This window comes from Bacteroides sp. AM16-13 (assembly GCF_003602705.1).
GTDB lineage: Bacteria > Bacteroidota > Bacteroidia > Bacteroidales > Bacteroidaceae > Bacteroides > Bacteroides xylanisolvens.
In genome coordinates, this window is record NZ_QTLK01000003.1 from 151,044 (window position 1) to 174,762 (window position 23,719).

Annotated in this window: 15 protein-coding genes and 2 tRNA genes; 12 read left to right on the forward strand and 5 right to left on the reverse strand. The window is 39.8% G+C overall.

Features of this window, described 5'->3' with window-relative positions; genetic code table 11:
• The first annotated feature begins 136 nt into the window (after nucleotides 1-136).
• The 8 genes from DW173_RS03210 to DW173_RS03245 all read left to right on the forward strand — a co-directional run bounded on the left by DW173_RS03210 (nucleotide 137) and on the right by DW173_RS03245 (nucleotide 9,869).
• Entirely contained in the window at nucleotides 137-820 is a 684-nt protein-coding gene (locus DW173_RS03210) for a tetratricopeptide repeat protein (RefSeq protein ID WP_004316163.1), read from the forward strand.
• A gap of 150 nt (nucleotides 821-970) precedes the next feature.
• Complete coding sequence (gene ribH, locus DW173_RS03215) at nucleotides 971-1,465, forward strand: 6,7-dimethyl-8-ribityllumazine synthase (protein ID WP_004301766.1); 495 nt, start codon at nucleotides 971-973, stop codon at nucleotides 1,463-1,465.
• Between the two features lie 51 nt (nucleotides 1,466-1,516).
• Nucleotides 1,517-1,599, forward strand: a tRNA-Tyr gene (locus tag DW173_RS03220).
• Between the two features lie 8 nt (nucleotides 1,600-1,607).
• Nucleotides 1,608-1,680: transfer RNA gene (locus DW173_RS03225), tRNA-Gly, on the forward strand.
• A gap of 1,241 nt (nucleotides 1,681-2,921) precedes the next feature.
• Nucleotides 2,922-4,331, forward strand: coding sequence for a Gfo/Idh/MocA family protein (locus tag DW173_RS03230; protein ID WP_120143763.1), 1,410 nt, complete (start codon nucleotides 2,922-2,924; stop codon nucleotides 4,329-4,331).
• A gap of 114 nt (nucleotides 4,332-4,445) precedes the next feature.
• Nucleotides 4,446-5,336 (forward strand): YitT family protein, encoded by an 891-nt coding sequence (locus DW173_RS03235; RefSeq protein ID WP_004312663.1) that lies wholly within the window; start codon nucleotides 4,446-4,448, stop codon nucleotides 5,334-5,336.
• A 72-nt stretch (nucleotides 5,337-5,408) separates the two neighbouring features.
• Nucleotides 5,409-8,750 (forward strand): glycoside hydrolase family 2 TIM barrel-domain containing protein, encoded by a 3,342-nt coding sequence (locus DW173_RS03240; protein ID WP_199722811.1) that lies wholly within the window; start codon nucleotides 5,409-5,411, stop codon nucleotides 8,748-8,750.
• Nucleotides 8,751-8,780: 30 nt separating this feature from the next.
• Entirely contained in the window at nucleotides 8,781-9,869 is a 1,089-nt protein-coding gene (locus DW173_RS03245) for a phosphotransferase enzyme family protein (RefSeq protein WP_120143699.1), read from the forward strand.
• A 32-nt stretch (nucleotides 9,870-9,901) separates the two neighbouring features.
• Here DW173_RS03245 and DW173_RS03250 read toward each other — a convergent pair whose 3' ends face one another.
• The 5 genes from DW173_RS03250 to DW173_RS03270 all read right to left on the reverse strand — a co-directional run bounded on the left by DW173_RS03250 (nucleotide 9,902) and on the right by DW173_RS03270 (nucleotide 17,391).
• Nucleotides 9,902-10,552, reverse strand: coding sequence for a DUF3256 family protein (locus DW173_RS03250; RefSeq protein WP_120143701.1), 651 nt, complete (start codon nucleotides 10,550-10,552; stop codon nucleotides 9,902-9,904).
• A 45-nt stretch (nucleotides 10,553-10,597) separates the two neighbouring features.
• Entirely contained in the window at nucleotides 10,598-11,500 is a 903-nt protein-coding gene (locus DW173_RS03255) for a DMT family transporter (protein WP_120143703.1), read from the reverse strand.
• 18 nt (nucleotides 11,501-11,518) lie between these two features.
• Nucleotides 11,519-12,268, reverse strand: a complete 750-nt coding sequence (truA, locus tag DW173_RS03260) for a tRNA pseudouridine(38-40) synthase TruA (protein ID WP_120143704.1) — start codon at nucleotides 12,266-12,268, stop codon at nucleotides 11,519-11,521.
• A 47-nt stretch (nucleotides 12,269-12,315) separates the two neighbouring features.
• Entirely contained in the window at nucleotides 12,316-16,458 is a 4,143-nt protein-coding gene (locus tag DW173_RS03265) for a response regulator (RefSeq protein ID WP_120143706.1), read from the reverse strand.
• Nucleotides 16,459-16,758: 300 nt separating this feature from the next.
• Nucleotides 16,759-17,391 carry a DUF5033 domain-containing protein gene (locus DW173_RS03270; protein WP_120143708.1) on the reverse strand — a complete coding sequence of 211 codons (633 nt, stop codon included), beginning with the start codon at nucleotides 17,389-17,391 and terminating at the stop codon, nucleotides 16,759-16,761.
• 496 nt (nucleotides 17,392-17,887) lie between these two features.
• Here DW173_RS03270 and DW173_RS03275 point away from each other — a divergent pair, with 496 nt between their 5' ends.
• The 4 genes from DW173_RS03275 to DW173_RS03290 all read left to right on the forward strand — a co-directional run bounded on the left by DW173_RS03275 (nucleotide 17,888) and on the right by DW173_RS03290 (nucleotide 23,714).
• Complete coding sequence (locus tag DW173_RS03275) at nucleotides 17,888-18,457, forward strand: DUF3575 domain-containing protein (protein WP_120143766.1); 570 nt, start codon at nucleotides 17,888-17,890, stop codon at nucleotides 18,455-18,457.
• Nucleotides 18,458-18,469: 12 nt separating this feature from the next.
• Complete coding sequence (locus DW173_RS03280) at nucleotides 18,470-19,921, forward strand: DUF3868 domain-containing protein (RefSeq protein WP_120143709.1); 1,452 nt, start codon at nucleotides 18,470-18,472, stop codon at nucleotides 19,919-19,921.
• A gap of 1,340 nt (nucleotides 19,922-21,261) precedes the next feature.
• The gene (locus DW173_RS03285; RefSeq protein WP_120143768.1) at nucleotides 21,262-22,518 is read left to right on the forward strand and encodes an Mfa1 family fimbria major subunit; all 1,257 of its coding nucleotides are present in this window, start codon (nucleotides 21,262-21,264) and stop codon (nucleotides 22,516-22,518) included.
• A 116-nt stretch (nucleotides 22,519-22,634) separates the two neighbouring features.
• Complete coding sequence (locus DW173_RS03290) at nucleotides 22,635-23,714, forward strand: FimB/Mfa2 family fimbrial subunit (protein WP_120143711.1); 1,080 nt, start codon at nucleotides 22,635-22,637, stop codon at nucleotides 23,712-23,714.
• Nucleotides 23,715-23,719 lie beyond the last annotated feature (5 nt).

Below are 23,719 nucleotides of genomic sequence, written 5' to 3' on the forward strand. Positions count from 1 at the left end.
AAAGTAGCAAGATTTTCGTGGTTTTCGGGTGTAAAACAAAAAAAGATGCTTCTAAATTTCATTTGTAGATATAAAAAAACTACTTTTGCGAGTCGAAATATCAAACTGTGAATAATAACAAAAAGAATCATATAAAATGGCAGAACAAAAGAATCAGAACGAACATCTGAACGTAGAAGATGCACTGACACAATCGGAAGCATTTCTTATCAAGTACAAAAACGCAATTATTGGCGGTGTTGTTGCTGTGATTATTATTGTAGCAGGTTTTATCATGTACAAAAACCTCTATGCTGAACCACGTGAAGAAAAAGCACAAGCAGCTCTTTTCAAAGGACAGGAATACTTTGAACAGGATGCTTTTGAACAGGCTTTAAACGGTGACAGCATCGGTTACACAGGTTTCCTGAAAGTAGCTGATGAGTACAGCGGAACAAAAGCTGCTAATTTGGCAAAAGCTTATGCTGGTATTTGCTACGCACAACTTGGCAAATATGAAGAAGCAGTGAAGATGCTGGATAGCTTCAATGGAAAAGACCAAATGGTTGCTCCGGCAATCTTGGGTGCTGCAGGTAACTGCTATGCACAACTTGGTCAACTGGACAAAGCTGCCTCTACTTTACTGTCGGCAGCAGACAAAGCTGACAATAACACATTAAGCCCGATTTTCCTGATACAAGCCGGAGAAATCTTGGTAAAACAAGGAAAATATGACGATGCAGTAAACGCTTACACTAAGATCAAGGATAAATACTTCCAGTCTTATCAAGCTATGGACATCGACAAATATATCGAACAGGCTAAATTGATGAAAAAATAATACCTTATTATATAAGGAGATCGAGGCACGGATTACACCGGATTAAGCGGATTATCTATTAAAACCGTGGAATCCGTGAAATCCGTGCCTTTCTTCTTAATTTCCCATACTTTCAAACTTCATTTTATAATTCTCAACTTTTAATTTACTATGGCAACAGCTTACCATAACTTATCCGAATATGATTTCAATTCCGTTCCGAATGCAGAAGCAATGAAATTTGGCATTGTCGTATCCGAATGGAACTTCAATATTACCGGTGCTTTACTGAAAGGCGCAGTCGATACATTAAAAAAACATGGAGCAAAAGACGAAAATATTCTGGTAAAAACTGTACCGGGAAGTTTCGAACTAACTTTTGGCGCCAATCAAATGATGGAAAATTGCGATCTTGATGCAATTATTGCAATTGGTTGCGTAATTAAAGGAGATACTCCACATTTTGATTATGTTTGTATGGGAGCAACCCAGGGAATTACCGAGTTAAACGCAACTGGCGATATACCAGTTATTTACGGATTAATTACCACAAATACAATGGAGCAAGCAGAGGATCGTGCCGGTGGCAAACTGGGTAACAAAGGAGACGAATGTGCAATTACTGCAATAAAAATGATCGATTTTGTTTGGAGTTTAAATAAATAGTTGTATCTTTGCACCGCAATTGAGAAACAAACCTCCTCAAAAGCAAAAAAAGGGCAAATACCAGAGTGGCCAAATGGGGCAGACTGTAAATCTGCTGTCTTTCGACTTCGGTGGTTCGAATCCATCTTTGCCCACAAAAATTGCGGAAGTAGCTCAGTTGATAGAGCATTAGCCTTCCAAGCTGAGGGTCGCGGGTTTGAGCCCCGTCTTCCGCTCTCCAAAGAGAATCTGAGAAATTAGATTCTCTTTTTTTTGTTTTACTTTAGACCGCTAAGATTATGAAACGGCGGCATATCCCTAAAAATTAATTCATTCCGGTACGGAAATGCGGCTCAGTCTGAAAACGGCTCCCAAGATACTACCGCTGACAATAACTCGTCAATATGCAGCTTTTATTTCTTTCTCTTGCTTATATTATTCTTTCAATTGCCTAACGAGTTATCGTTTGACAGTTGTTGAACGAACGCTTGACATATGTTGAACTATCGCTTGACTATAGTCAAACGAAAACTACTTAGGCAATGAAATAACTATCAATAGGTAAACGATTGCTTAAAAATAACTAATAAAATCATTAGTGGCAATTGATTCCAAACTATGTAGTTTTGAATAAAATAATGAAGTATTCTGGAAACGTTGTGGTAAATCTGAAAAAGATGATTGAGTTTTTAAGATTCCCCGTTATCTTTTTATTATAAGATATGGGTCAAAGGTGAGGGATGGTGAGGGTAGATTTATAACTTTCGTATTTTTTTTATAGATAAAAAAAGGAGATAGTATAGAAAATAATAAAATAAAAGGTTATAAATCTACCCTCACCATCCCTCACCCTTGACCCATTCATTAGCGCACCGTTTAACTCGTGTCTATGCAGTTCTTAATTAAATGGGAATTTTGCAGTTAGGCTGAAAGCCTTACAATTATATATTTATTGGGGTGCCCTGAAAGGGCTTAATTATATAGCGTAGGGCAACGCCCTACGAAAAAAGCACACCAGCCACAAGCCCTGAAAGGGCGGAACTGTATACAATTATGCCCTTTCAGGGCGCAAATTCAGATTGTCGTTTTTACGTAGGGCGTTGCCCTACGCTATATAATTAAGCCCTTTCAGGGCACTCCGCAAAATTATCATTTAGCTCATTTCCGTACCGAAATGAACTATAATGGATTACCGGCTTATGTAGTTAATCAAAACAAAAGAAGTAAACGTTAAGCAATTTTAAAAAGACCACTTCTTTTTAGGAAAGACCTTCTAATGGCCTGTCTTTTATATGTATTTGTCGATACACAAGACTATACAAAATCAGGTAGAAAAAGTTTGAATCATTTTCTACCTCATAATAGAAGTTTATGATGAAAATATCAGTTATAAATATAAATAGTTGGCTAATTAATTACTATTTTTGACACGTAAATGAAAAACAGCGAATAACCCCTATTAAAAACTTAAAATATGATGAAGAAACTACTCACAGCCACTGCTATCGGCTTGGCTTTGTTAACTTGGCACACCAGTTGTACTCAACAACCAAAGGCTCCGGAAGCCTTTACTCCTATCAAAGTAGAAACTCCTGCCCGCCCTGCCGGACAAGAAGATGTAATCCAACTCGTTACTCCTAAAATTGATACCGTACGTGTCGGTTTCATCGGCTTAGGAATGCGTGGTCCCGGCGCCGTAGCACGCTGGACTCATATTCCGGGAACTAAGATTGTAGCGTTATGCGACCTGCTTCCCGAACGTGTTGAAAAATCACAAGAAATTTTGAAGAATGCCGGACTCCCTGCAGCTGCTTCTTACAGCGGAGAGGAAGATGCATGGAAAAAACTTTGCAAACGGGATGATATTGATCTTGTATACATAGCTACAGACTGGAAGCATCATGCTGCAATGGGTGTCTATGCCATGGAACATGGCAAGCATGTAGCCATCGAAGTTCCTGCCGCTATGACATTGGATGAAATCTGGCAGTTAATCAACACTTCTGAAAAGACCCGCAAGCATTGTATGCAGCTCGAAAACTGTGTATATGACTTCTTTGAACTGACTTCTTTAAATATGGCACAACAGGGCGTATTCGGAGAAGTGCTTCATGTAGAAGGTTCATATATCCACAACCTGGAAGATTTCTGGCCTGAATACTGGAACAACTGGCGAATGGATTATAATCACCTGCATCGCGGTGACGTATATGCGACTCACGGTATGGGCCCCGCTTGTCAGGTACTTAATATCCACCGTGGCGACCGTATGAAAACATTGGTATCTATGGATACGAAAGCTGTCAACGGACCGGCTTACATTAAGAAACAAACAGGAGAAGAAGTGACCGACTTCCAGAATGGTGACCAGACTTCGACCTTGATTCGCACAGAAAATGGCAAAACGATGCTGATCCAGCACAATGTAATGACACCCCGCCCATACAGCCGCATGTACCAGATAGTGGGAGCCGATGGCTATGCAAGCAAATATCCGATTGAAGAATATTGCCTGCGACCTACACAAGTTGATTCTAAAGATGTGCCTAATCATGAAAATCTGAATGCACATGGCTCTGTACCCGAAAATGTAAAGAAAGCCTTGATGGACAAATATAAAGATCCGATTCACATAGAGTTGGAAGAAACTGCCAAGAAAGTAGGCGGCCACGGTGGTATGGACTTTATCATGGACTACCGTCTGGCATATTGCCTGCAAAATGGATTACCATTAGATATGGACGTTTATGACCTGGCAGAGTGGTGTTGCATGGCCGAACTTACCAGACTTTCCATCGAGAATAATTCTGCTCCGGTAGAAGTCCCCGATTTCACTCGCGGCGGATGGAATAAAGTACAAGGCTATCGTCACGCTTTTGCAAAATAAAACTGAATATATCCTTTTAGCACGAACATAATGAACCAATCCGGCTTCTCCCCCAAAGCCGGATTATTCATGGGTTCGTGTTTGAACATTTTATAGATTATCATAATCACTTTTATGAAAACAGCTATTCCAAAACCTTCTAAGCAAAGCATTATCCGTGAAGCCAGAGATTATGTAATGATTGCCATCGGCATGATTTTGTATGGCATCGGTTGGACCGTTTTTCTACTTCCGAACGATATCACTACCGGGGGAGTACCGGGTATTGCTTCTATTGTATATTGGGCTACGGGTTTTCCCGTACAGTATACGTACTTCAGCATCAACTTCTTTTTATTGCTACTGGCCCTCAAATTGCTGGGGATGAAGTTTTGCATTAAAACTATTTTTGGAGTATTTACCCTCACCTTCTTTCTGTCCGTCATTCAAAAGCTGACAGCAGGTTTCGGACTCCTTCACGACCAGCCCTTTATGGCATGTGTTATTGGAGCATCCTTCTGTGGAGGGGGTATAGGGGTTGCTTTTTCGGCAAACGGAAGCACAGGAGGCACGGATATTATCGCAGCCATCATCAACAAATACCGGGACATCACATTAGGAAGAGTCGTACTCATCTGTGACATGATTATTATTTCTTCCAGTTATTTTGTCTTAAAAGACTGGGAAAAAGTGGTATATGGGTTTGTTACTCTTTATATTTGTAGCTTCGTTCTCGACCAGGTAGTGAATAGTGCCCGCCAATCCGTACAGTTCTTTATCATATCCAATAAATATGAAGAAATAGGACGGCATATCAACGAATATCCACACCGGGGAGTTACGATTATCAATGCAACCGGCTTTTATACAGGACGAGAAGTAAAGATGATGTTCGTATTAGCCAAGAAGAGGGAATCGCCTATCATCTTCCGGTTGATTAAAGATATAGACCCGAATGCATTTGTGTCACAAAGTGCTGTCATCGGAGTTTATGGAGAAGGATTCGATCATATCAAAGTAAAATAAAAAAGAAATGAAAAACCAATATTGAGAAACATGAAATTTCGACCAACCCCCAATTTATTAACAGGCATTTTCATGGGAATATTTTCCCTGACAACATTTAATGTAATGGCTGAAAAAGCCGTGAAACCCTATTGGCAGGATGTGCAGGTAGTTGAAGTCAACAAAGAGTATCCACGCACTTCTTTTATGACATACAACAATCGCGCTGATGCCTTGAGTGGCAAGTTCGAACGAAGCAAGTATTACCGCTTGCTGAACGGAACCTGGAAATTCTACTTTGTAGACTCTTACAAAAAGCTTCCCGATAACATTACTGACCCGAATACGAATACAGATTCGTGGAATGATATTCAGGTACCTGGTAACTGGGAAGTACAAGGACACGGAATAGCCATCTACACCAATCATGGTTATGAATTCAAGCCACGCAATCCGCAACCTCCGACTCTTCCCGAAGCGAATCCGGTGGGAGTTTACCGTCGGGATATCGATATTCCGACAGATTGGGACGGACGGGACATCTACCTGCATCTGGCAGGAGCCAAGTCCGGCGTATATGTATATATCAACGGGCAAGAAGTTGGATATAGCGAAGACTCCAAAAATCCGGCAGAGTTTCTTATTAACAACTATGTGAAGCCCGGCAAAAACGTGCTTACCGTTAAAATCTTCCGTTGGAGCACTGGTTCCTATCTGGAATGTCAGGACTTCTGGCGCATGAGCGGTATTGAACGCGATGTTTATCTATATTCACAACCTAAAGCAGCCCTCAAAGATTTCCGGGTGAAGTCTACCCTGGATGACAGCTACAAGAATGGAATCTTCAGCTTGAATGTCGATTTGAGAAATCACGAGAAGGCAGCAACTAATCTCACATTAGTTTATGAGCTATTGGATGCACAGGGAAAAGTAATCTCTACTGAAGAGAAGACCGCCTATATCCCATCGGACGAAGTACGTACACTTTCTTTCGATCAGAAGCTGGCAGATGTCAATACATGGACATCCGAACATCCGAATCTGTACAAACTGCTGATGACCGTCAAAGAGAATGGCAAAATAAATGAGATTATTCCTTTTAATGTAGGATTCCGCCGTATTGAAATCAAACCTATCGAACAAAAAGCTGCTAACGGAAAACCATACGTTTGCCTGTTCATTAATGGTCAGCCACTGAAACTGAAAGGGGTAAATATTCACGAGCACAACCCGTCAACAGGTCATTATGTAACAGAAGAGTTGATGCGTCGTGACTTCGAGCTTATGAAGCAACATAACCTGAACAGCGTACGCCTTTGCCACTATCCGCAAGACCGCCGTTTCTACGAACTTTGCGATGAATACGGTCTTTATGTATATGATGAAGCCAATGTCGAAAGCCACGGAATGTATTACGATCTTCGGAAGGGCGGTTCATTGGGTAACAACCCCGAATGGCTGAAACCACACATGGACCGTACCATCAATATGTTCGAACGCAACAAGAACTATCCGAGCGTCACCTTCTGGTCGTTGGGAAATGAAGCTGGAAACGGATATAATTTCTATCAGACTTACTTGTGGCTGAAAGAGGCTGACAAAGAGCTGATGAATCGCCCTGTCAACTATGAGCGTGCTCAATGGGAATGGAACTCCGATATGTATGTTCCGCAATATCCGGGTGCCGACTGGCTGGAAAATACAGGAAAGAACGGCAGCGACCGTCCTGTAGCTCCTTCCGAATATGCACACGCAATGGGAAACTCCACCGGAAACCTGTGGGGACAATGGCAGGCGATTTACAAATATCCGAACCTCCAGGGTGGATATATCTGGGACTGGGTAGACCAAGGTCTTCTCCAGAAAGATGAGAATGGAAGAGAATACTGGGCTTACGGAGGTGACTTCGGTGTAGATGCGCCGAGCGATGGCAACTTCCTCTGCAACGGTCTTGTCAATCCGGATCGTGGTCCGCATCCGGCAATGGCTGAAGTGAAATATGTACATCAGAATGTAGGCTTTGAGGCAGTAGATGCCGCTGCCGGTATATTCAAAATCACCAACCGTTTCTATTTCACCAATCTGAAAAAGTATCAGATTCACTATAACGTACTCGCTAACGGAAAGACTATAAAAGGTGGAAAAGTATCTTTGGATATTGCTCCGCAGGCATCCAAAGAATTCACCGTACCGGTAAACGGCTTGAAAGCCCAACCGGGAGTGGAATATTTTGTAAACTTCAGCGTGACAACCACAGAACCTGAACCGTTGATTCCAACAGGATATGAAATAGCATACGACCAGTTCCAGCTTCCTATCCAGGCAGAGAAAGCTATTTATAAAGCAAACGGTCCGGCACTGAAAACAACGACTCAAGGAGATGAGCTAATCGTTTCTTCTTCCAAAGTGAATTTTGTATTCAACAAGAATAGCGGATTAGTTACCTCGTATAAAGTGGACGGCACAGAATATTTCAAAGACGGATTTGGTATTCAGCCTAACTTCTGGCGTGCTCCTAATGATAATGATTATGGTAATGGCGCTCCTAAACGTTTACAGGTATGGAAGCAATCAAGCAAAAACTTCCACGTAACGGATGCAACCATGACAACAGAGAATAAGGTAGTTTCCTTAAATGTGACCTACTTATTGGCTGCCGGCAACTTGTATGTTGTCACATACAAAATCTATCCAAACGGAGTAGTCAATGTAAATGCCAAATTCACGTCAACAGATATGCAGGCAACAGAAACTGAAGTTTCCGAAGCTACCCGCATGGCTACGTTTACTCCCGGAAGTGACGCTGCCCGCAAGGCCGCTTCCAAACTGGAAGTTCCCCGTATCGGTGTTCGTTTCCGCTTGCCGGCACAGATGAATAACGTACAATACTTTGGCCGTGGTCCGGAAGAGAACTATATCGACCGTAATCATGGAACCCTCGTTGGCGTATATAAGACAACAGCAGATAAAATGTACTTCAACTATGTACGTCCACAGGAAAACGGACATCACACCGATACCCGTTGGATCGCTTTATCTCCCGCCAAAGGAAACGGCCTGGTTTTGGTAGCCGACAGTACGATCGGTTTCAATGCCTTGCGCAACTCTATCGAAGACTTTGACTCTGAAGAGGCTCTGCCCCACCCTTACCAATGGAATAACTTTAGCCCGGAAGAAGTAGCCAATCATGATGAGAATGCCGCCCGTAATGTATTGCGGAGAATGCATCATGTTAATGACATCGTTCCGAGAGAATTCGTAGAGGTTTGTGTGGACATGAAGCAACAAGGTGTAGGCGGATATGACAGTTGGGGTGCACGCCCGGAACCTTTCCACCAAATCCCGGCTAATCGTGATTACCATTGGGGCTTCACATTAGTACCTGTTCGCTCGGCTAATCAGGCCAACGAAGCGGCTAAATACGATTATCGATAACCTTAGTATAAATTTTTAAAGAAAAAACCCATGAAAGATTTATCTAGCATTGTAGCTAAATTTAAAGTCCAAGGTACGATAGAAGAAATCAAACCTTTGGGTACAGGACTTATTAACGACACTTACAAAGTAAACACCAAAGAAGCAGATGCTCCCGACTACGTTCTGCAACGCATCAATCATGCCATTTTTCAGAATGTAGAGATGCTTCAATCCAATATTACCGCTGTCACCAATCATATTCGCAAGAAACTAACGGAGGCAGGAGAATCGGATATAGAGCGCAAGGTTTTGAGTTTCCTCGAAACAGAAGAGGGTAAAGCATATTGGTTCGACGGTGATAGCTACTGGCGTGTGATGGTATTCATCCCACGCGCCAAAACGTATGAGACAGTGAATCCCGAATATTCAAATTATGCTGGAGAAGCTTTTGGTAACTTCCAGGCTATGTTGGCCGATATTCCGGAAACATTGGGTGAAACCATACCTGATTTCCACAATATGGAGTTCCGCCTCAAACAACTACGTGAAGCCGTTGCGAAAGATGCTGCCGGACGGGTATCGGAAGTGAAATACTATCTGGACGAAATAGAGAAGCGTGCAGATGAAATGTGTAAAGCCGAACGTTTATATCGTGAAGGAAAACTCCCCAAACGTGTTTGCCACTGCGATACGAAAGTGAATAACATGATGTTCGACGAGGATGGCAAAGTGCTTTGTGTCATCGACCTGGATACGGTAATGCCCAGCTTTGTCTTCTCCGATTATGGCGATTTCCTTCGTACAGGTGCCAACACGGGTGATGAGGACGATAAAGACCTTGATCGTGTAAACTTCAATATGGAAATATTCAAAGCGTTTACCAAAGGCTATCTGAAAGGAGCCAAATCATTCCTGACTCCAATTGAGATTGAGAATCTTCCTTATGCAGCCGCTTTATTCCCATACATGCAGTGTGTACGGTTCTTGGCAGACTATATCAATGGAGATACTTATTATAAAATCAAATATCCGGAGCATAATTTAGTTCGTACTAAAGCACAATTCAAACTGCTTCAAAGTGTGGAAGCCAACACACCGGAAATGATCGCATTCATCAACGAATGCTTAAAGAGTTGAGAATAGAGGAAAAAAAGAGAATGGAGAATTATCTATTTGGTAAAGGCTCCATTCTTCCAATGATAAACAATCGGACGGCGGAGAAACGGTTTCAGTTTCTCTGCCGTTTCTGTTGACATATAATCAGGAGTAGCCAATGTAACAGTCAATTCTGTATTTTCTTTATTAAAATCGGCTTTCATCAATAATATATCTGCCGAACGGCGTGCTTCGTCAAACTCATACACGCCTGCTGAATCCGGCGTATTCAAAAAGTCGCCCATCACAGGCAGGGTAATAAAGAGAGATGCTGTAAGCGGTTTCCAGTCATCTGTATAGAAACGGATGCTGCTGTCGCAGGCAGGTGCACAAGCTGTAGAGACTGTACAGATCACGTTCGTCGAGTCATTCAAAGCCAACACTTTCATCTGCCAGGTAGATTGAGAAGACATCTGCATACGGATATAATCTTTACTTAGATCAGTCATCTCCGACTTCTTGCCGAAACGATTCTCTACTTGCGCTTTCATCTTACTTTCCAGAAAGTCAATACAATCTTCCCGGTTTACTTTGGTTAGTAACGGGCTTAGAGAATCCGGCATATTCACAAACAGCGTTTTGGCTTCTTGTGCCCAAAGAGCGGTCGAAGCAAAGAGTCCGACAGCAGAAAAGAATATAGTGATTACAAGTTTATTTATTTTCATATCTATCTTATTTAACCTGCGACAAACAGATTTTGTGTAACTGTTTTAATTTTTAGACCCCAAATATAAGAATATCATTCCGATTAACACCAGTATAAGGTCAATCGCTTTGCTTTTTAAATTCTTTTCACGGAAGAGAAGCGCACCGAAAGTGAAAGAGACTACTACACTTCCCCGACGGACCATCGAAACGATGGAAATCATGGAATCGTCATAGCTCAATGCGTAAAAGTAAACGAAATCGGCAGCCGAAAGGAAGATAGAAATCAGGATAATCGTCCAGTCCCAGCGAAACGGGGTGGTAGACTTTCTTTTAGGCCACCAAAGCAATAATAGAATAGGACACATAATAAACACCTGATAAACATTATACCAGGATTGTACCAGCATCGGATTCAGAGACTTCATCAGATACTTGTCATACAATCCGCTGATAGCACCTGTAATGGCAGCCAACACAATAAAGAATATCCATTTGTTATGTTTAAAATCAATTCCTTCTTTCTTCCCCGAACGACTTAACATAAAGAAAGAAACAATGGCCAGCATTACCCCGATCCATTGATAGAGATTCAACCGTTCGCCAAATACCAGCATCGCTCCCACGAGCACCATCACCGGACGAGTGGCGTTGATAGGTCCTACTATGGTTAAAGGCAGATGTTTCATTCCGAAATATCCGAATATCCACGAAGACAACACGATGAACGACTTGATGATGATATATTTATGCTGTTCCCAGCCAACAACGGGAACATCAAATATCGTTCCTCCCAACAGGTCCGGTTTATATACGGATATCAGGATAAACGGCAGAAAGATGAGACTGGAAAAAAATGTATTTAGAAACAAAACGGGAAGTACCGCATTATCTTTCAACGATTTCTTCTTGAATACATCATAAAAGCCCAGCAAAGTAGCCGAGAGAAATGCTAATAATAACCACATGAGAATATTTATTATTTATTATTCAAATATACTTTCGGGATATTCCACATTTACCAGAAACAGGGCTTGCCCCGGAGCAGATGTTCCGGCTTTGCAACGGTCTTGTTGTTCGATAACCCGCCGGAAGCCTTCGATAGTAAGTTTCCCCCGTCCCACTTCAATCAGCGTACCTACGATAGCTCGCACCATATTTCGCAGGAAACGGTCGGCACGGATGGTAAACACCCACGTAGCATCATCTTCCTGGGTCCATTCGGCATGAGTGATATGGCAGATATTGGTCTTTACATCCGTATGAAGTTTGCTGAAGCTCGTAAAGTCAGTGTACTCGAAAAGGGTACGTGCAGCTTCATTCATGAGTGCATAATCCAATTGATTATAAACTCGCCAACGATATTGCCGGTTAAAAGGATATTTCGATGTCGTTACATAATACTTGTAAGTTCGCGCAGTCGCATCAAAACGGGCATGCGCATCCGGCCGGACCCGGCAAACACGATAAATGGAAATATCGGGAGGTAACAAACGGTTTAATTTATCGGCAACTGATATTTCATCCAACGGCTCATCGAAGTCAAAATGAGCAACCATCAGGGAAGCATGTACCCCGGCATCTGTCCGGCCTGCCCCTATTACTTCAATTTCGCGACGCAGAAAGGTAGACAATGCTTTCATCAGACATTCCTGCACACTAATCCCATTCGGTTGAATCTGCCAACCGTGATAGTTGGTTCCGTCATAAGCCAAATAAATAAAATACCTTTGCACGCTAATTCCTCTTTTTAGGGTTTTCGACTGCAAAAGTAGTCATTTTTTCATTCATACGTAGAAGGAGTCGTGCCAAATGCATCTACAAAATGTTTGCGGAAAGTCGGAATATCATTATACCCCACCATTTCAGCTACTTCCTGTACACCATATTGTTTCGTTTTCAACAATACACCTGCCCGACGCATACGTACTCCTCTAATAAGCTCAATAATGGTATAATCAGTGCTCTGCTTTACTTTTCGATACAGCGTAGGTTGACTCATATTCAATTCCGACGCCAGTTTCTTCACACTAAAGTCAGCCTCACAAATATTTTCCTCCACAATTTTTATTACAGAAGTGATAAACGGATCTTCCGGCTTTACTTCCTCTCCCGACTGCTCTGTTTCATCCACATTAACAATATCTGTTCCAGGCAATTTAAACAACTTAGTATACATCTGTTTCAGTGCCTGACGACCATTTATCAAATTGCTAACCTTCGCCTTCAGAATTCCGGGAGTAAAAGGTTTCAATACATAATCATCCGCTCCCAACTCCAAACCATGAATTATATCGTCATCCTCTACTTTTGCTGTTAGCATAATAAAAGGAATACTACAAGTATCCGGACATTCCTTCACTTCACGGCAACATTCAAATCCGTCCTTGATCGGCATCATGACATCACAGATAATCAAATCCGGCAACTCCTTCATCGCCATATCAACCCCTTCCTGACCGTTAGTCGCCATTAACAAATTATATTCATTGCCGAATAAGACTTTCAGATAAAGACGAATATCTTTATGATCCTCTACAATCAGTACTGTCTTTTTAGTAACATTCGTATCAGGTTGTACTAATTCTTTAAGAGGTAATACTTCAGTAAAAAGTGTTGGCTCCTGTTTTACTACATTATCATTTACTTTCAGCTCTGATTGAGATTGTTCTGATACTTCCGATTCCAGTTCTGGCAGTTCTTCCGGATCAATAAACAATATGTTCGGTTCATTTTCCAAAACAGCTCTATCTATCGGAAGATTCACTGTGACCTTCGTACCTTTTCCTTCAGTACTTTCTAATAAAATTGTTCCCCGATGTGCTTCAATCATCTGTTGCATAATAGTAAATCCTAGCTGTGCAGCAGACAAATCATTCTCCAAAACCTCACTCTCACTCATTAGTTGTTCGGCAGTTCTCACCTTCCTCTTTCCATTATCTTCTACCGTCAAACTAACATAATGCGAATTATTTTCCATTATCTCACAAACAGAAAAAGAAACTGTCCCCGCATAATGTGTATGAGTGAAAGCATTTGTCAACAGATTATGAATAATAAATTCTATTTTCTTTTTATTTACATAGAACTCCAAATCTTTCTTAATCCTTTTCTCGCAACGAAAATCAATCGGATATACTTTCAGCAAACCACGAATCCCAAAAACATTGCTATCAATCATCTTTTCTACGGAATAAGGAGCTACCTCCAATTTCGTCTCCAAATTCCCCTGACCATATATAGCTAGTAACTGATCGCAAGCGTCGAGCATGCGAAGCGAATTCCGGTATGCCACCTGTAAAGAGAGATTCGATATTTGGGAATTATCTTTCTGTAATTCTTTCAACGGAGCAATAATCAATGAAAGAGGAGTACGCAATTCCTGTACAAACAGCATAAGCAAACGATTCCGCAAAACTTCTATCTCTTTCTTTTGAGCCTGTTTTATCTTTTCCAAATTTAGATTCTCCTTTAATACCAGTTCCCGGTCACGATGTATCTGCTTGCGATGTTCTTTCTTCCTGAAATAAGTATAGAAAATATAAAAGGATGCAACAAGTAACAATACATAAGCTATATAAGCCCACACTGTTTGAAACCATTTATCTTTTACAACAACAAGAATCTCATTCACATTCCCTTCCTTGCCATCCGGAAAGACTAGTTTTGTCTGCAAAGTATATTTCCCGGCAGACAGCCCATTGAACCATAACCCTTCCGAAAGGGGCACCATCCTCCAATCTTTATCTGACGGAAGTAGCCGATAAGCAATCTTACGTTCTGCCATCCCATAACGTAAATCAGAAAAAAACAAATGAAAATCATTATTAGCAAAATCGAATACAAGTTCCTTCTGTTGTTCCGGTGCCCCCGAAAGAACCACCTGCCCATTTCGTTTCTCTCCTGCCAGAATTGTTTCGCCCCCCACTTCTACATCTGTCAACATCAACCGTATTTTTTCACAATCGGTTTTCGTTGCAAAAGGATCAAAGAAAATTAATCCCCAGGAATTTGCCCAAAGCAGTCGTCCATCATTCAAACGACATACCGCACTGCAATTTCCTACCGAAAGATAATTATAGAAAGCTTCCTGCCCATTTCTAATTGTCATCACTCCGACATTATTTCCTGCCCAGGTATTACCAATACGATCATCAACCATACAGCCCACATGTCCATTAGTCAATCCGTTTTGCAAAGTATATATAGCTTCTATCTTATCCTTCTCTCTTCCATCAATACGGACAACGACATTCAAATAAGCTGCATAAATCTGATTATAGTTATTTACGTAAATAGTTCGTACAGCAGTCTCTTCCAACCCGTTTTCCTTTTCAAAGTTTCCTTCCACCCGAATTTGCACCCCGTCCGTTTCAAGTCTCTTTAGACCTTTATCCGTTCCAATCCATACATTACCTTCTTTATCCTCTGCTATTGCAAATACATTTTTTATTTCTTCTGGTAATTTAATACTCTTGCATTCGTGAGTTTTAGGTTCAACTTGTATCAATCCATTTGAAGTACCTACCCACAAACGATTCCATGAGTCCAGACAGAGCCTATGAATAACAGTCTGTATCCTCTCACCTTTATTGTTTTGCAGATAAAAAGACTCTACATCATTTGTTAATGGATTGATGATAACAATCTCTCCCCGATTACTTCCCAACCAAATATTCCCGTTCTTACCTTTATATATATGAAAGCGTCCGGAAAAGTCTAACGCTTTCTTCCAAGGTTCAAAATGTGTATCCAACGAAAATATAGGAGTAGTACTTTTCATGATCCCCCCATCGCTAACAGTCAACCAAACATATCCCTTTGAATCTTCGACTATGCCATCCACCCGAGAGCCAAAATCTTGCCGTACCCTACTATACATACTATCACTAATATCAAATTTCACGACTCCGCCGCCAAATGTACCGACCCAAAGTATTTGTTGTTTATCATCCCAAAACAAACTAGTCATTTTATTTTCAATACTTGAATGAAATGCCTTCTGATTCTTCGTCAGCAAAGTCAACACAAACGGACTCTTACACAAATTTTCATTATCAAAGCGTAATTTATACAACCCATTCCAAGTTGTCAGATAAAAAGTCCGATTATCCTTTGAAGTCAGATCCGTAACATAAGAATTTGAGAATTCAGACTGACCTTTCCCCTCCATTGAGATAACACGCTCTTCATTCGTTTTAAGGTCATAACATATAATATCATCCCATAATCGGCAAATCCATAAATAACCATGTCTTAAAAACAATCTATTTACTACACTGTATTCCTTGATTAAAGAAGTTGTTTTCGTCACCAAATCATAATGCATCACTTTCCCTTGATTAATAGAGAAATACAGATTTGTTTTTCCGTCACTACAAAGATGAGCTACCTTTCCTCTTACCAAAGGTTCCGGATTTAAAACACATAACACAAAATCATTTTCTCCTTCTGTCTTACGAACAGCACGCGATTCAAATAAGCCTTGTGAGGTAGTCAGATAAAGGTTTCCTCCATTCCAATAAAAATCAAGAACGTCTTTCAACTTCAAAGTCTTATCAAAACGCACCGGTAGAAACTTTTCATTACCTTTGTCAAAACAAGCAATTCCACCTTGATAAAGTAAAGCATAATATAAACCGTCGGGACCTTCGCGAAGAATTTTCACAGCCTGATGTAGAGGAGTAGAAAGAGAATCAATGCTCATAATGAGAGGATAATCACGAAATCTAAATCCATCATAACGTGAAATTCCCTTATCTGTAGAGAGCCATATAAAGCCATCACTTCCATAACAAACATTATAAATAGTATTGTTACTGACCCCATTTTTGATTACTACTGGTTCCAGATCCCAATGGCTGTCTATTGAATATACAGGGAGAAAACTTAACAGTGACAGTAATAAAAAGAAGAATTCCTTCATATCTTAATAGTATTTTGTTCATGTGTATTGGTCGATAAAGGTATATAAAATAATTATCACCAAATCGTATAACAAATATTTTTTAGAAATAATTCACAATAAAACAAAAGTCCCTCTATTCTTTTGAAATAGAAAGACTTTTTCTGTCTGTTTTGCTCATTACGCAATCAATCTCCAATTACTATATTGTTTGCTGTTTGGTCCCTCTTTTTGCTCAAAGAAGCTATTCGTATGACACACACGCTCCTTAGTAATATATATATAGTACTAATACCTAAATACAATAAATTCTTATGATATTTATTTAGCAGCTTTCAGAGTAAAGCTATAAGTACCTTGCCCAGCAGCGAAGTTATAGCTACCCTTAAAATTAACTGGCACCTTTACCACACAATTGCCCTGGTCGCTAACACGGAAATAAAGATAAGTAGTAGAATTGAAGATGCTGTTACCATCAGCAGTTGTTGATAAAGAAGCACCATATCCCTGCCAACTGAATAAGTCAGTTGAAGAAGAGTAAGTAGTACCTACATAATATACCGTACCTTTATCTATATTAAAATTCAATGATACACACAATGCGAATTGTTCAACGAAAGCACCACTTCTTGTGCGAGCCTGATATTCGGCAAGCATTTTCACTGCTTTCTTATCAGTAGCATCACCATAAAATCCTTCTGTTGTTTCTGATTCACAGTTACGGACAGTATTACCATTCTGACGAAGTGCTTCTAACACACTTGCCATTTCCTCTGCAGTGACAGCAGGAACCTCATCAGTTTTCTGATCATAAGCAGCAGATTCAATACCATACAAAGATTTCATGGATTCAAAATTTGAAGAGTTATCTTCAAAACTATCACTTTCAGCATTAGAACATGCTACAAAAGTTAATGCCAATACACATACGAAAAAGAATTTAATTGATCTCATATTAGTTCCTCCTAAATTTTACTTGTTTTTTTTAACTTGCTTGCGAATTGTTGTTTATCAGTTCGCGGTCCTTTTACACTTTTAATTGTTTATTTATTCATGTTCCTTAGGAGGGGAATCTTAAACTTAAGTTATCTTATTTATCTTTCCTTGTTTGTTTGTACATTGCAAACATAGGTATTTTATTCAACTAGAAAAACTTTTCAAGGGGAAAAATGAATGATTTACCACTCTTTAACGAATAAAACACAGCTTATTCAAGCTTATGATTAAGATATGCAAGTATTAAAACACCATTCATGCGCAAATCATTCAATACAAGCAAGGAAAACACCATTCATCAGCAATGAATGATTAGCCATCCATATAAGAATTATTCACCACCCATCTTATTAATTTCCATTGAAGATGAAGCTAAGAAAGATGAATCTGCCAATCAGCACCTATCTATAATATGCCTACTTTTGTATCATCAACAAACAAAACCCATCATGCGATGAAAAAGAAAAGAATCTTATTTTTGTTCGTTACCCTGTTTGCTTCTACCTTATTATATAGCCAGGTAGTTGGAGTTAAAACGAATGTCGTAATGGACGCGCTTAAAATTATCAATCTCGGAGCCGAAGTCGGCTTAAGTAAAAAATTAACCCTGGACTTGTATGCCAACTATAATCCCTGGAAATACAAAGATCAGAAGATGATGAAGATGCTTGCTTTCCAACCGGAACTCCGGTATTGGTTTTGTGACAAATTCAATGGTCATTTTGTAGGTATGCACCTTCACGGAGGTGTTTATCAAGCAGCCGCCATCGATATGCCATGGGGCATTTGGCCCGAATTGAAAGAGCACCGTTTCAAAGGGCATTTCTATGGTCTGGGTGTCTCCTACGGTTATCAATGGATTCTGGGCAAGCACTGGAACCTTGAAGGAAACATAGGTGTAGGCTATGCACGTGTCAAGTACGAGCAATTCGAATGTAAGACATGCGGTGAAAAAGTCAAAGAAGGACATAAGAATTATGTAGGTCCAACAAAAGCCGCAGTCAGTTTAATCTATTTATTTTAAAACAAAACAAATATGAAAAAGATATTATGCATACTCTTCTGCCTGCTGCCTGTATTAGGCGGGAAAGCGCAGACTCTATACAGAGATCAAGTGCGTATAGAAAAAGAATCTATCACACGTAGTGAAGATAATAATGTATTGACTATCAATCTTGATATTGTCCTGCAGGAAAATCTAAAGTTAGCATCCAATCAAGTTGCTACATTAACTCCATTTCTTGAGGCAGACGGAAAGACGCAGGTATTGCCTTCTATTATAGTGTACGGGCGTAAGCGCGACATCGTCAGCCAACGCAACCATCAGACTCCCGAAAATACCTATACCATCTTGCGGCGCAAACAACATCAGGCACAAAAAGTAAACTATCTGGTGCAAATGCCGTTCAGGGCATGGATGCGCAATGCGAATATGAAGCTGAACATTGACTTATGCGGCTGCTGCGACATCCTAGAAGAGAGCAGTGGTGAATTAATCACCCAGTTGAACATTTTACCACTGAAATTAAAACCCGCTATCGCCTATATTACCCCTAAAGCCGAAAACGTAAAACACCGTGCGGTAGAAGGAAGTGCTTTTCTGGATTTCCCGGTCAACAAAATTATTATCTATCCGGAGTATCGCCGCAACACTAGCGAATTGGCTAAAATACGCGCAACGATTGATACAGTACGTAATGACAAATACACCACTCTCACCAGTATAAGGATTCACGGTTATGCTTCACCTGAAGGTAGCTACGCTAATAACACCCGCTTGGCGAAGAATCGTACCCAGGCACTTGTAGATTATGTAACCAGTTATTATAACTTCGACAAGCAACTCATCACTTCGGATTACACCCCGGAAGATTGGGAAGGTTTCCGCAAGTTTGTTGCAGCTTCATCTATGGAGAAGAAAGAGGAAGTTCTTCGCCTGATAGACGACAAAGGCATAGACATGGATAAGAAAGAACGTGATATTGCCAATTTGGTTGGTGCGCAAACATACCAATATATATTAGCAGAATGTTATCCGGCTCTTCGCCATTCGGATTATACAGTCAATTATACAGTACGCGGTCTTAGCCTTGAAGAGTCTAAAGAGATAATCAACAAGCGTCCGCAGTTATTGAGCTTGCAGGAGATCTACCGGATCGCGGAAAGTTGCGAACCGGGAAGCGAAGAATTTAACCACTCTTTCCAAGTAGCCGCTACTATGTTTCCGGACGACCCCATTGCAAACCTCAATGCCGGAGCAATGGAGATACAAAAAGGTGGCGATATGACAATTGCCAAAAAACATCTGGCTAAAGCTGACCAGAAAGCAGCAGAAACGCTAAATAATTTAGGAATTATCGCCATGATAGAAGGTGATTTGAAAACAGCTGAAGAATATTTCAATGCAGCCAAAGCAGCCGGTCTTACAGAACAAGCGGATACCAACCTGAAAGAATTAAAGAAGAAACAAAATTACCCCGTAAAATAACAAAATCACAAACACAAATAAACATCGTTTATCCCTATGATTTTATAATTAGAATCTATCCCCAATTAAAAACGCATTACTTGAGAAAGTAGTGCGTTTTAATTATATATCCAGACCATCCATCCAGTCACTTACTAAAAAAAGACTCTTCTTAAAAAAAGAATATTTAAGCAATCCAGAAAGGGCTGAATCACATCATCCTATTAAAAAGAGCAGGAAAGCTTCGGCATTGGCAAGTGCGAAAATTCATATTCCTACTGTTCGATAGACTTTAGTAATCAAAGTGCAATAGTTTCCCCTTTTTAGTTATAAAGTAGAGAACTTTAAAGTGAATAGCATGTCATTCTGCCAGTTCTTACACTTCTGATATTTATGATTAACCAGAGAAAAAAGAGGCTCTTAATAACCTCTTTACATCTTCCTCACCGAGTAGTGCTAGTTTCCCCGGTGAGGAAGGAACCGATGCACACCGAGGAACATCTCATTGGTTTTAAAGCAACGAATGCTTTATAGACAAAAAAAGATGTATATTCTGTATCGGTTTATACAATAACCGTTTGCATTTACGTATATGAATACATTTATTTATGCAGTTTCTTCCCCAGTTCATTATTTTTAGAATGGTCGTATTCTTACGTAATCTTAAAAATAGCACATTAAAGCAGAAAAGGCATATTATCCATATTTTTATATCACCTACCTGTTCCACATCATATAGTTTACCATGCAACACAACATCAGTAGTAAATCATTCAAAACAGAATGAAAGAAATGCAATTTATTCCATTCCGCCCAGATAGTTGCATAATTTATCCCACAACACAAAAAAAAGTTGAAGAAAAGAGTACAATATACAACAGCGGAAAAAGAAAAGAACAGGTGGTATATCATTCATTACCCTCAATAAATCATTCACAAGACGACTAATTCACCCGCCTAAAAAAGGATATTTGAACGATTGAAAAATTCACCCTAAAAATTGAAAAAAACACCAATCAACGATTAAGTATTTCTCCCATACCTTTGCAATGTCGATAAGGAACAAAAGTTCCTCGAAACAAACAAAACAAGAAATTAAGTAATAAACAAATAAAAGAAACATTGCCTATAAGAAACAAACAAAAAAAATCCTCCTCCTGGAAGTTAGTTCTTTTCCTTATATTATATAAGGGCTTCCGATTAAAAAATGGTGTTTTTTTACAAAACAAACGGTCCTCATCCTTTAGATGACTCTTCCCCCCAAAAAAAAGAAAAAAAATCAGTCATGACTACATAAATAATAATATGTAGCATGCAATTAAAAAATGATTATTACATCACACATTAAACTCATAACAAAAATGAAAGTTAGAAATTTATTATTAGCAGGTTTGGCAGTAGCTGCCATGACAGCTTGTAGCAACGAAAATGACGAAATCGTTAATAACGGTCAAGTACAAGGTACAGAAAACGCTTTAATACGATTAGGTATTTCTTATCCGACATTAACTCGCGCAGCGGGAGATACAGAAGACGGATTAGTAGGAGAACAACTTTTTAAAACTGCCAAAGTAATTGTTAATGGAGACGTCCATACTTATGTATATGATGATTTCAAACCCAGCACTGATCCTAATGAAAAAGGTTTATATTTGAAAACTGGTATTCCAGTTTCTGAAGGAACAGCTAGTGTTTATGTTATTTTAAACCTACAAGGAGAACCGACAACACCATATGCAAACATGACAGCAAGTGCTGCTGACTACACTACTACTTCTTTAGACGGTCTTACTAACTATGTTGCTAAAGACGGTGAATTCTTAATGAGCAATGCAGGAGGTTTAGTAGCGACAACAAAAGTTATAGCAGGACAAGAAGCAACTGTCAAAGTAAACGTTGAACGTGCAGCTGCCAAACTAATGGAGCAGTCAAAAAAAGAAGCATTTACAAACATTACTCCGGGAACGTATAATGGTAAAATATTGAATATAACATTAAAGAAGTACTCATTCGTTAATTTGCAGAAAGATACTTATGTATTGGCAAATACAACTCCAATAGCATCTAATTTCTTCCAACCATACGATGCAACCAATGATACTTGGGGATATGCAACCAAAGTAATCGTTGGTAATATTCAAGAAGAAACCCCAGCTGCAACTAAAAACATCACATACTGTTTGGAAAACAAAAATGTAGACAATAATACATGTGTTGTATACGAAGCAGTTGCAACATGGGATAATGAGGCAGAGCCTGCAACCTTCTATGTAACTTCAGAAAATGTTGTATATCAAGATTTTGCTACATTACACGAAAAGTTCGGAAACATGCTTGATGCAAGCCATCTAACAGCTGATAGTAAAGCGGCAGATTTCAGAGCAGCAGGAGTTCCTATTAAAATGTACGAAGATGGTAAATGCTACTACAAAGCAGATATTTACACAAATACTATAGCCAATAAGACAATTGTCAGAAACAATGTATATAAACTGAATGTATCAAGCATCACTAAATTAGGAGATCCGACTCCGACTCCGACTCCGGATGCCGCAAGTCTGACACTAAGAGTTAAGGTTCTTCCATGGACAATTAACTTGGTAGACATCATTTTATAATTTGCATCACACAACAATAAAACTGGATGGGAAGGGACAACTTCCCTTTCCACCCAGTTCTCTTATTCGATAAGATAAACAAAACAGACTTTCCAAAAGTATAAAAAACAAAGAAAATGAAACGAATACTGACCACCATACAAAAAGAAGCGAACAAGATACTGTTACTCACAGTATTGGCTGGTGCAATGGCATCCTGCGACTCTGTCCTGGATTACAACGAAGGCGATTGCAGCATCGAATATTTGGTAAAGTTCAAGTATGATTATAATATGGAGAAAGTAGACGCTTTCGCTCAAGAAGTAAGAGCAGTCACACTTTATGCTTTTGATGACGATGGAAATATGGTATATTTCAAAACAGACCAAGGCGAAATACTAGCAGATGGAAACTATGCCATGAAACTAGATATTGAACCCGGAGAATACCATTTAATCGCATGGGCGGGATTGGACAACCAATCGTTTGCAGTGCCTGTGTTATACCCACAAACATCTCAAATCACCGAACTAAAGGTTAAGACTCTACGAGAAGAATTCATTCCGACACGTTCGGAAGATGAAAAAGATAAATATATTGTAGAAAAAGAGCTCTCTTCATTATGGCACGGAGAAGTTAAGAAAAGTGCATTTACTCGAAGCGGAAGAGAGCGCATCACAGAAGTTTCTCTAGTGAAGAATACAAACAACATCCGCATTGTGGTGGCACAGGTAAACCAACATCCTGACCAGCCAGTCACCAGAGTATTAAAAAAAGAGAATCTCAAGTATACCATATATGATGAAAACGGATACATGAACTATGACAACTCATTGCTTCCGGATAATATGTTGACGTACAAACCATTTGCCACAGAACAAGAATTCATTACATCACGTGCTTTCACCCAAGATACAGACAGCGAATATCCGGCAGCTATTGCAGAATTGAGCGTTGGACGACTCATGGAAGACAAAAAACCGGAACTGAACATCACCAATACAGAAACGGGAGAACAAGTGATTAAAAATCTGGATATGATTAAATACCTGAATATGCTTAAACAAGAGCACTATAAAGATATGGATCTACAAGAATATCTGGATCGAGAAGACCGTTACAGCATGATATTCTTCGTCGACGAAAATTTGACACTAATTAAATCCGTCATACAAATCAACGGATGGGTTATTCAGCTTAACGATTTCGAACTCTAAATAAA

Bases quoted from the DNA above. Each gene is read 5' to 3' on its own strand.
- DW173_RS03280 (WP_120143709.1), top strand. From the start codon at position 18,470: ATGAAAAAGATATTATGCATACTCTTCTGCCTGCTGCCTGTATTAGGC.
- DW173_RS03230 (WP_120143763.1), top strand. From the start codon at position 2,922: ATGAAGAAACTACTCACAGCCACTGCTATCGGCTTGGCTTTGTTAACT.
- DW173_RS03245 (WP_120143699.1), top strand. From the start codon at position 8,781: ATGAAAGATTTATCTAGCATTGTAGCTAAATTTAAAGTCCAAGGTACG.
- DW173_RS03270 (WP_120143708.1), bottom strand. From the start codon at position 17,391: ATGAGATCAATTAAATTCTTTTTCGTATGTGTATTGGCATTAACTTTT.
- DW173_RS03285 (WP_120143768.1), top strand. From the start codon at position 21,262: ATGAAAGTTAGAAATTTATTATTAGCAGGTTTGGCAGTAGCTGCCATG.
- DW173_RS03255 (WP_120143703.1), bottom strand. From the start codon at position 11,500: ATGTGGTTATTATTAGCATTTCTCTCGGCTACTTTGCTGGGCTTTTAT.
- DW173_RS03210 (WP_004316163.1), top strand. From the start codon at position 137: ATGGCAGAACAAAAGAATCAGAACGAACATCTGAACGTAGAAGATGCA.
- ribH (WP_004301766.1), top strand. From the start codon at position 971: ATGGCAACAGCTTACCATAACTTATCCGAATATGATTTCAATTCCGTT.
- DW173_RS03290 (WP_120143711.1), top strand. From the start codon at position 22,635: ATGAAACGAATACTGACCACCATACAAAAAGAAGCGAACAAGATACTG.
- DW173_RS03250 (WP_120143701.1), bottom strand. From the start codon at position 10,552: ATGAAAATAAATAAACTTGTAATCACTATATTCTTTTCTGCTGTCGGA.
- DW173_RS03275 (WP_120143766.1), top strand. From the start codon at position 17,888: ATGAAAAAGAAAAGAATCTTATTTTTGTTCGTTACCCTGTTTGCTTCT.
- DW173_RS03235 (WP_004312663.1), top strand. From the start codon at position 4,446: ATGAAAACAGCTATTCCAAAACCTTCTAAGCAAAGCATTATCCGTGAA.
- DW173_RS03240 (WP_199722811.1), top strand. From the start codon at position 5,409: ATGGGAATATTTTCCCTGACAACATTTAATGTAATGGCTGAAAAAGCC.
- DW173_RS03265 (WP_120143706.1), bottom strand. From the start codon at position 16,458: ATGAAGGAATTCTTCTTTTTATTACTGTCACTGTTAAGTTTTCTCCCT.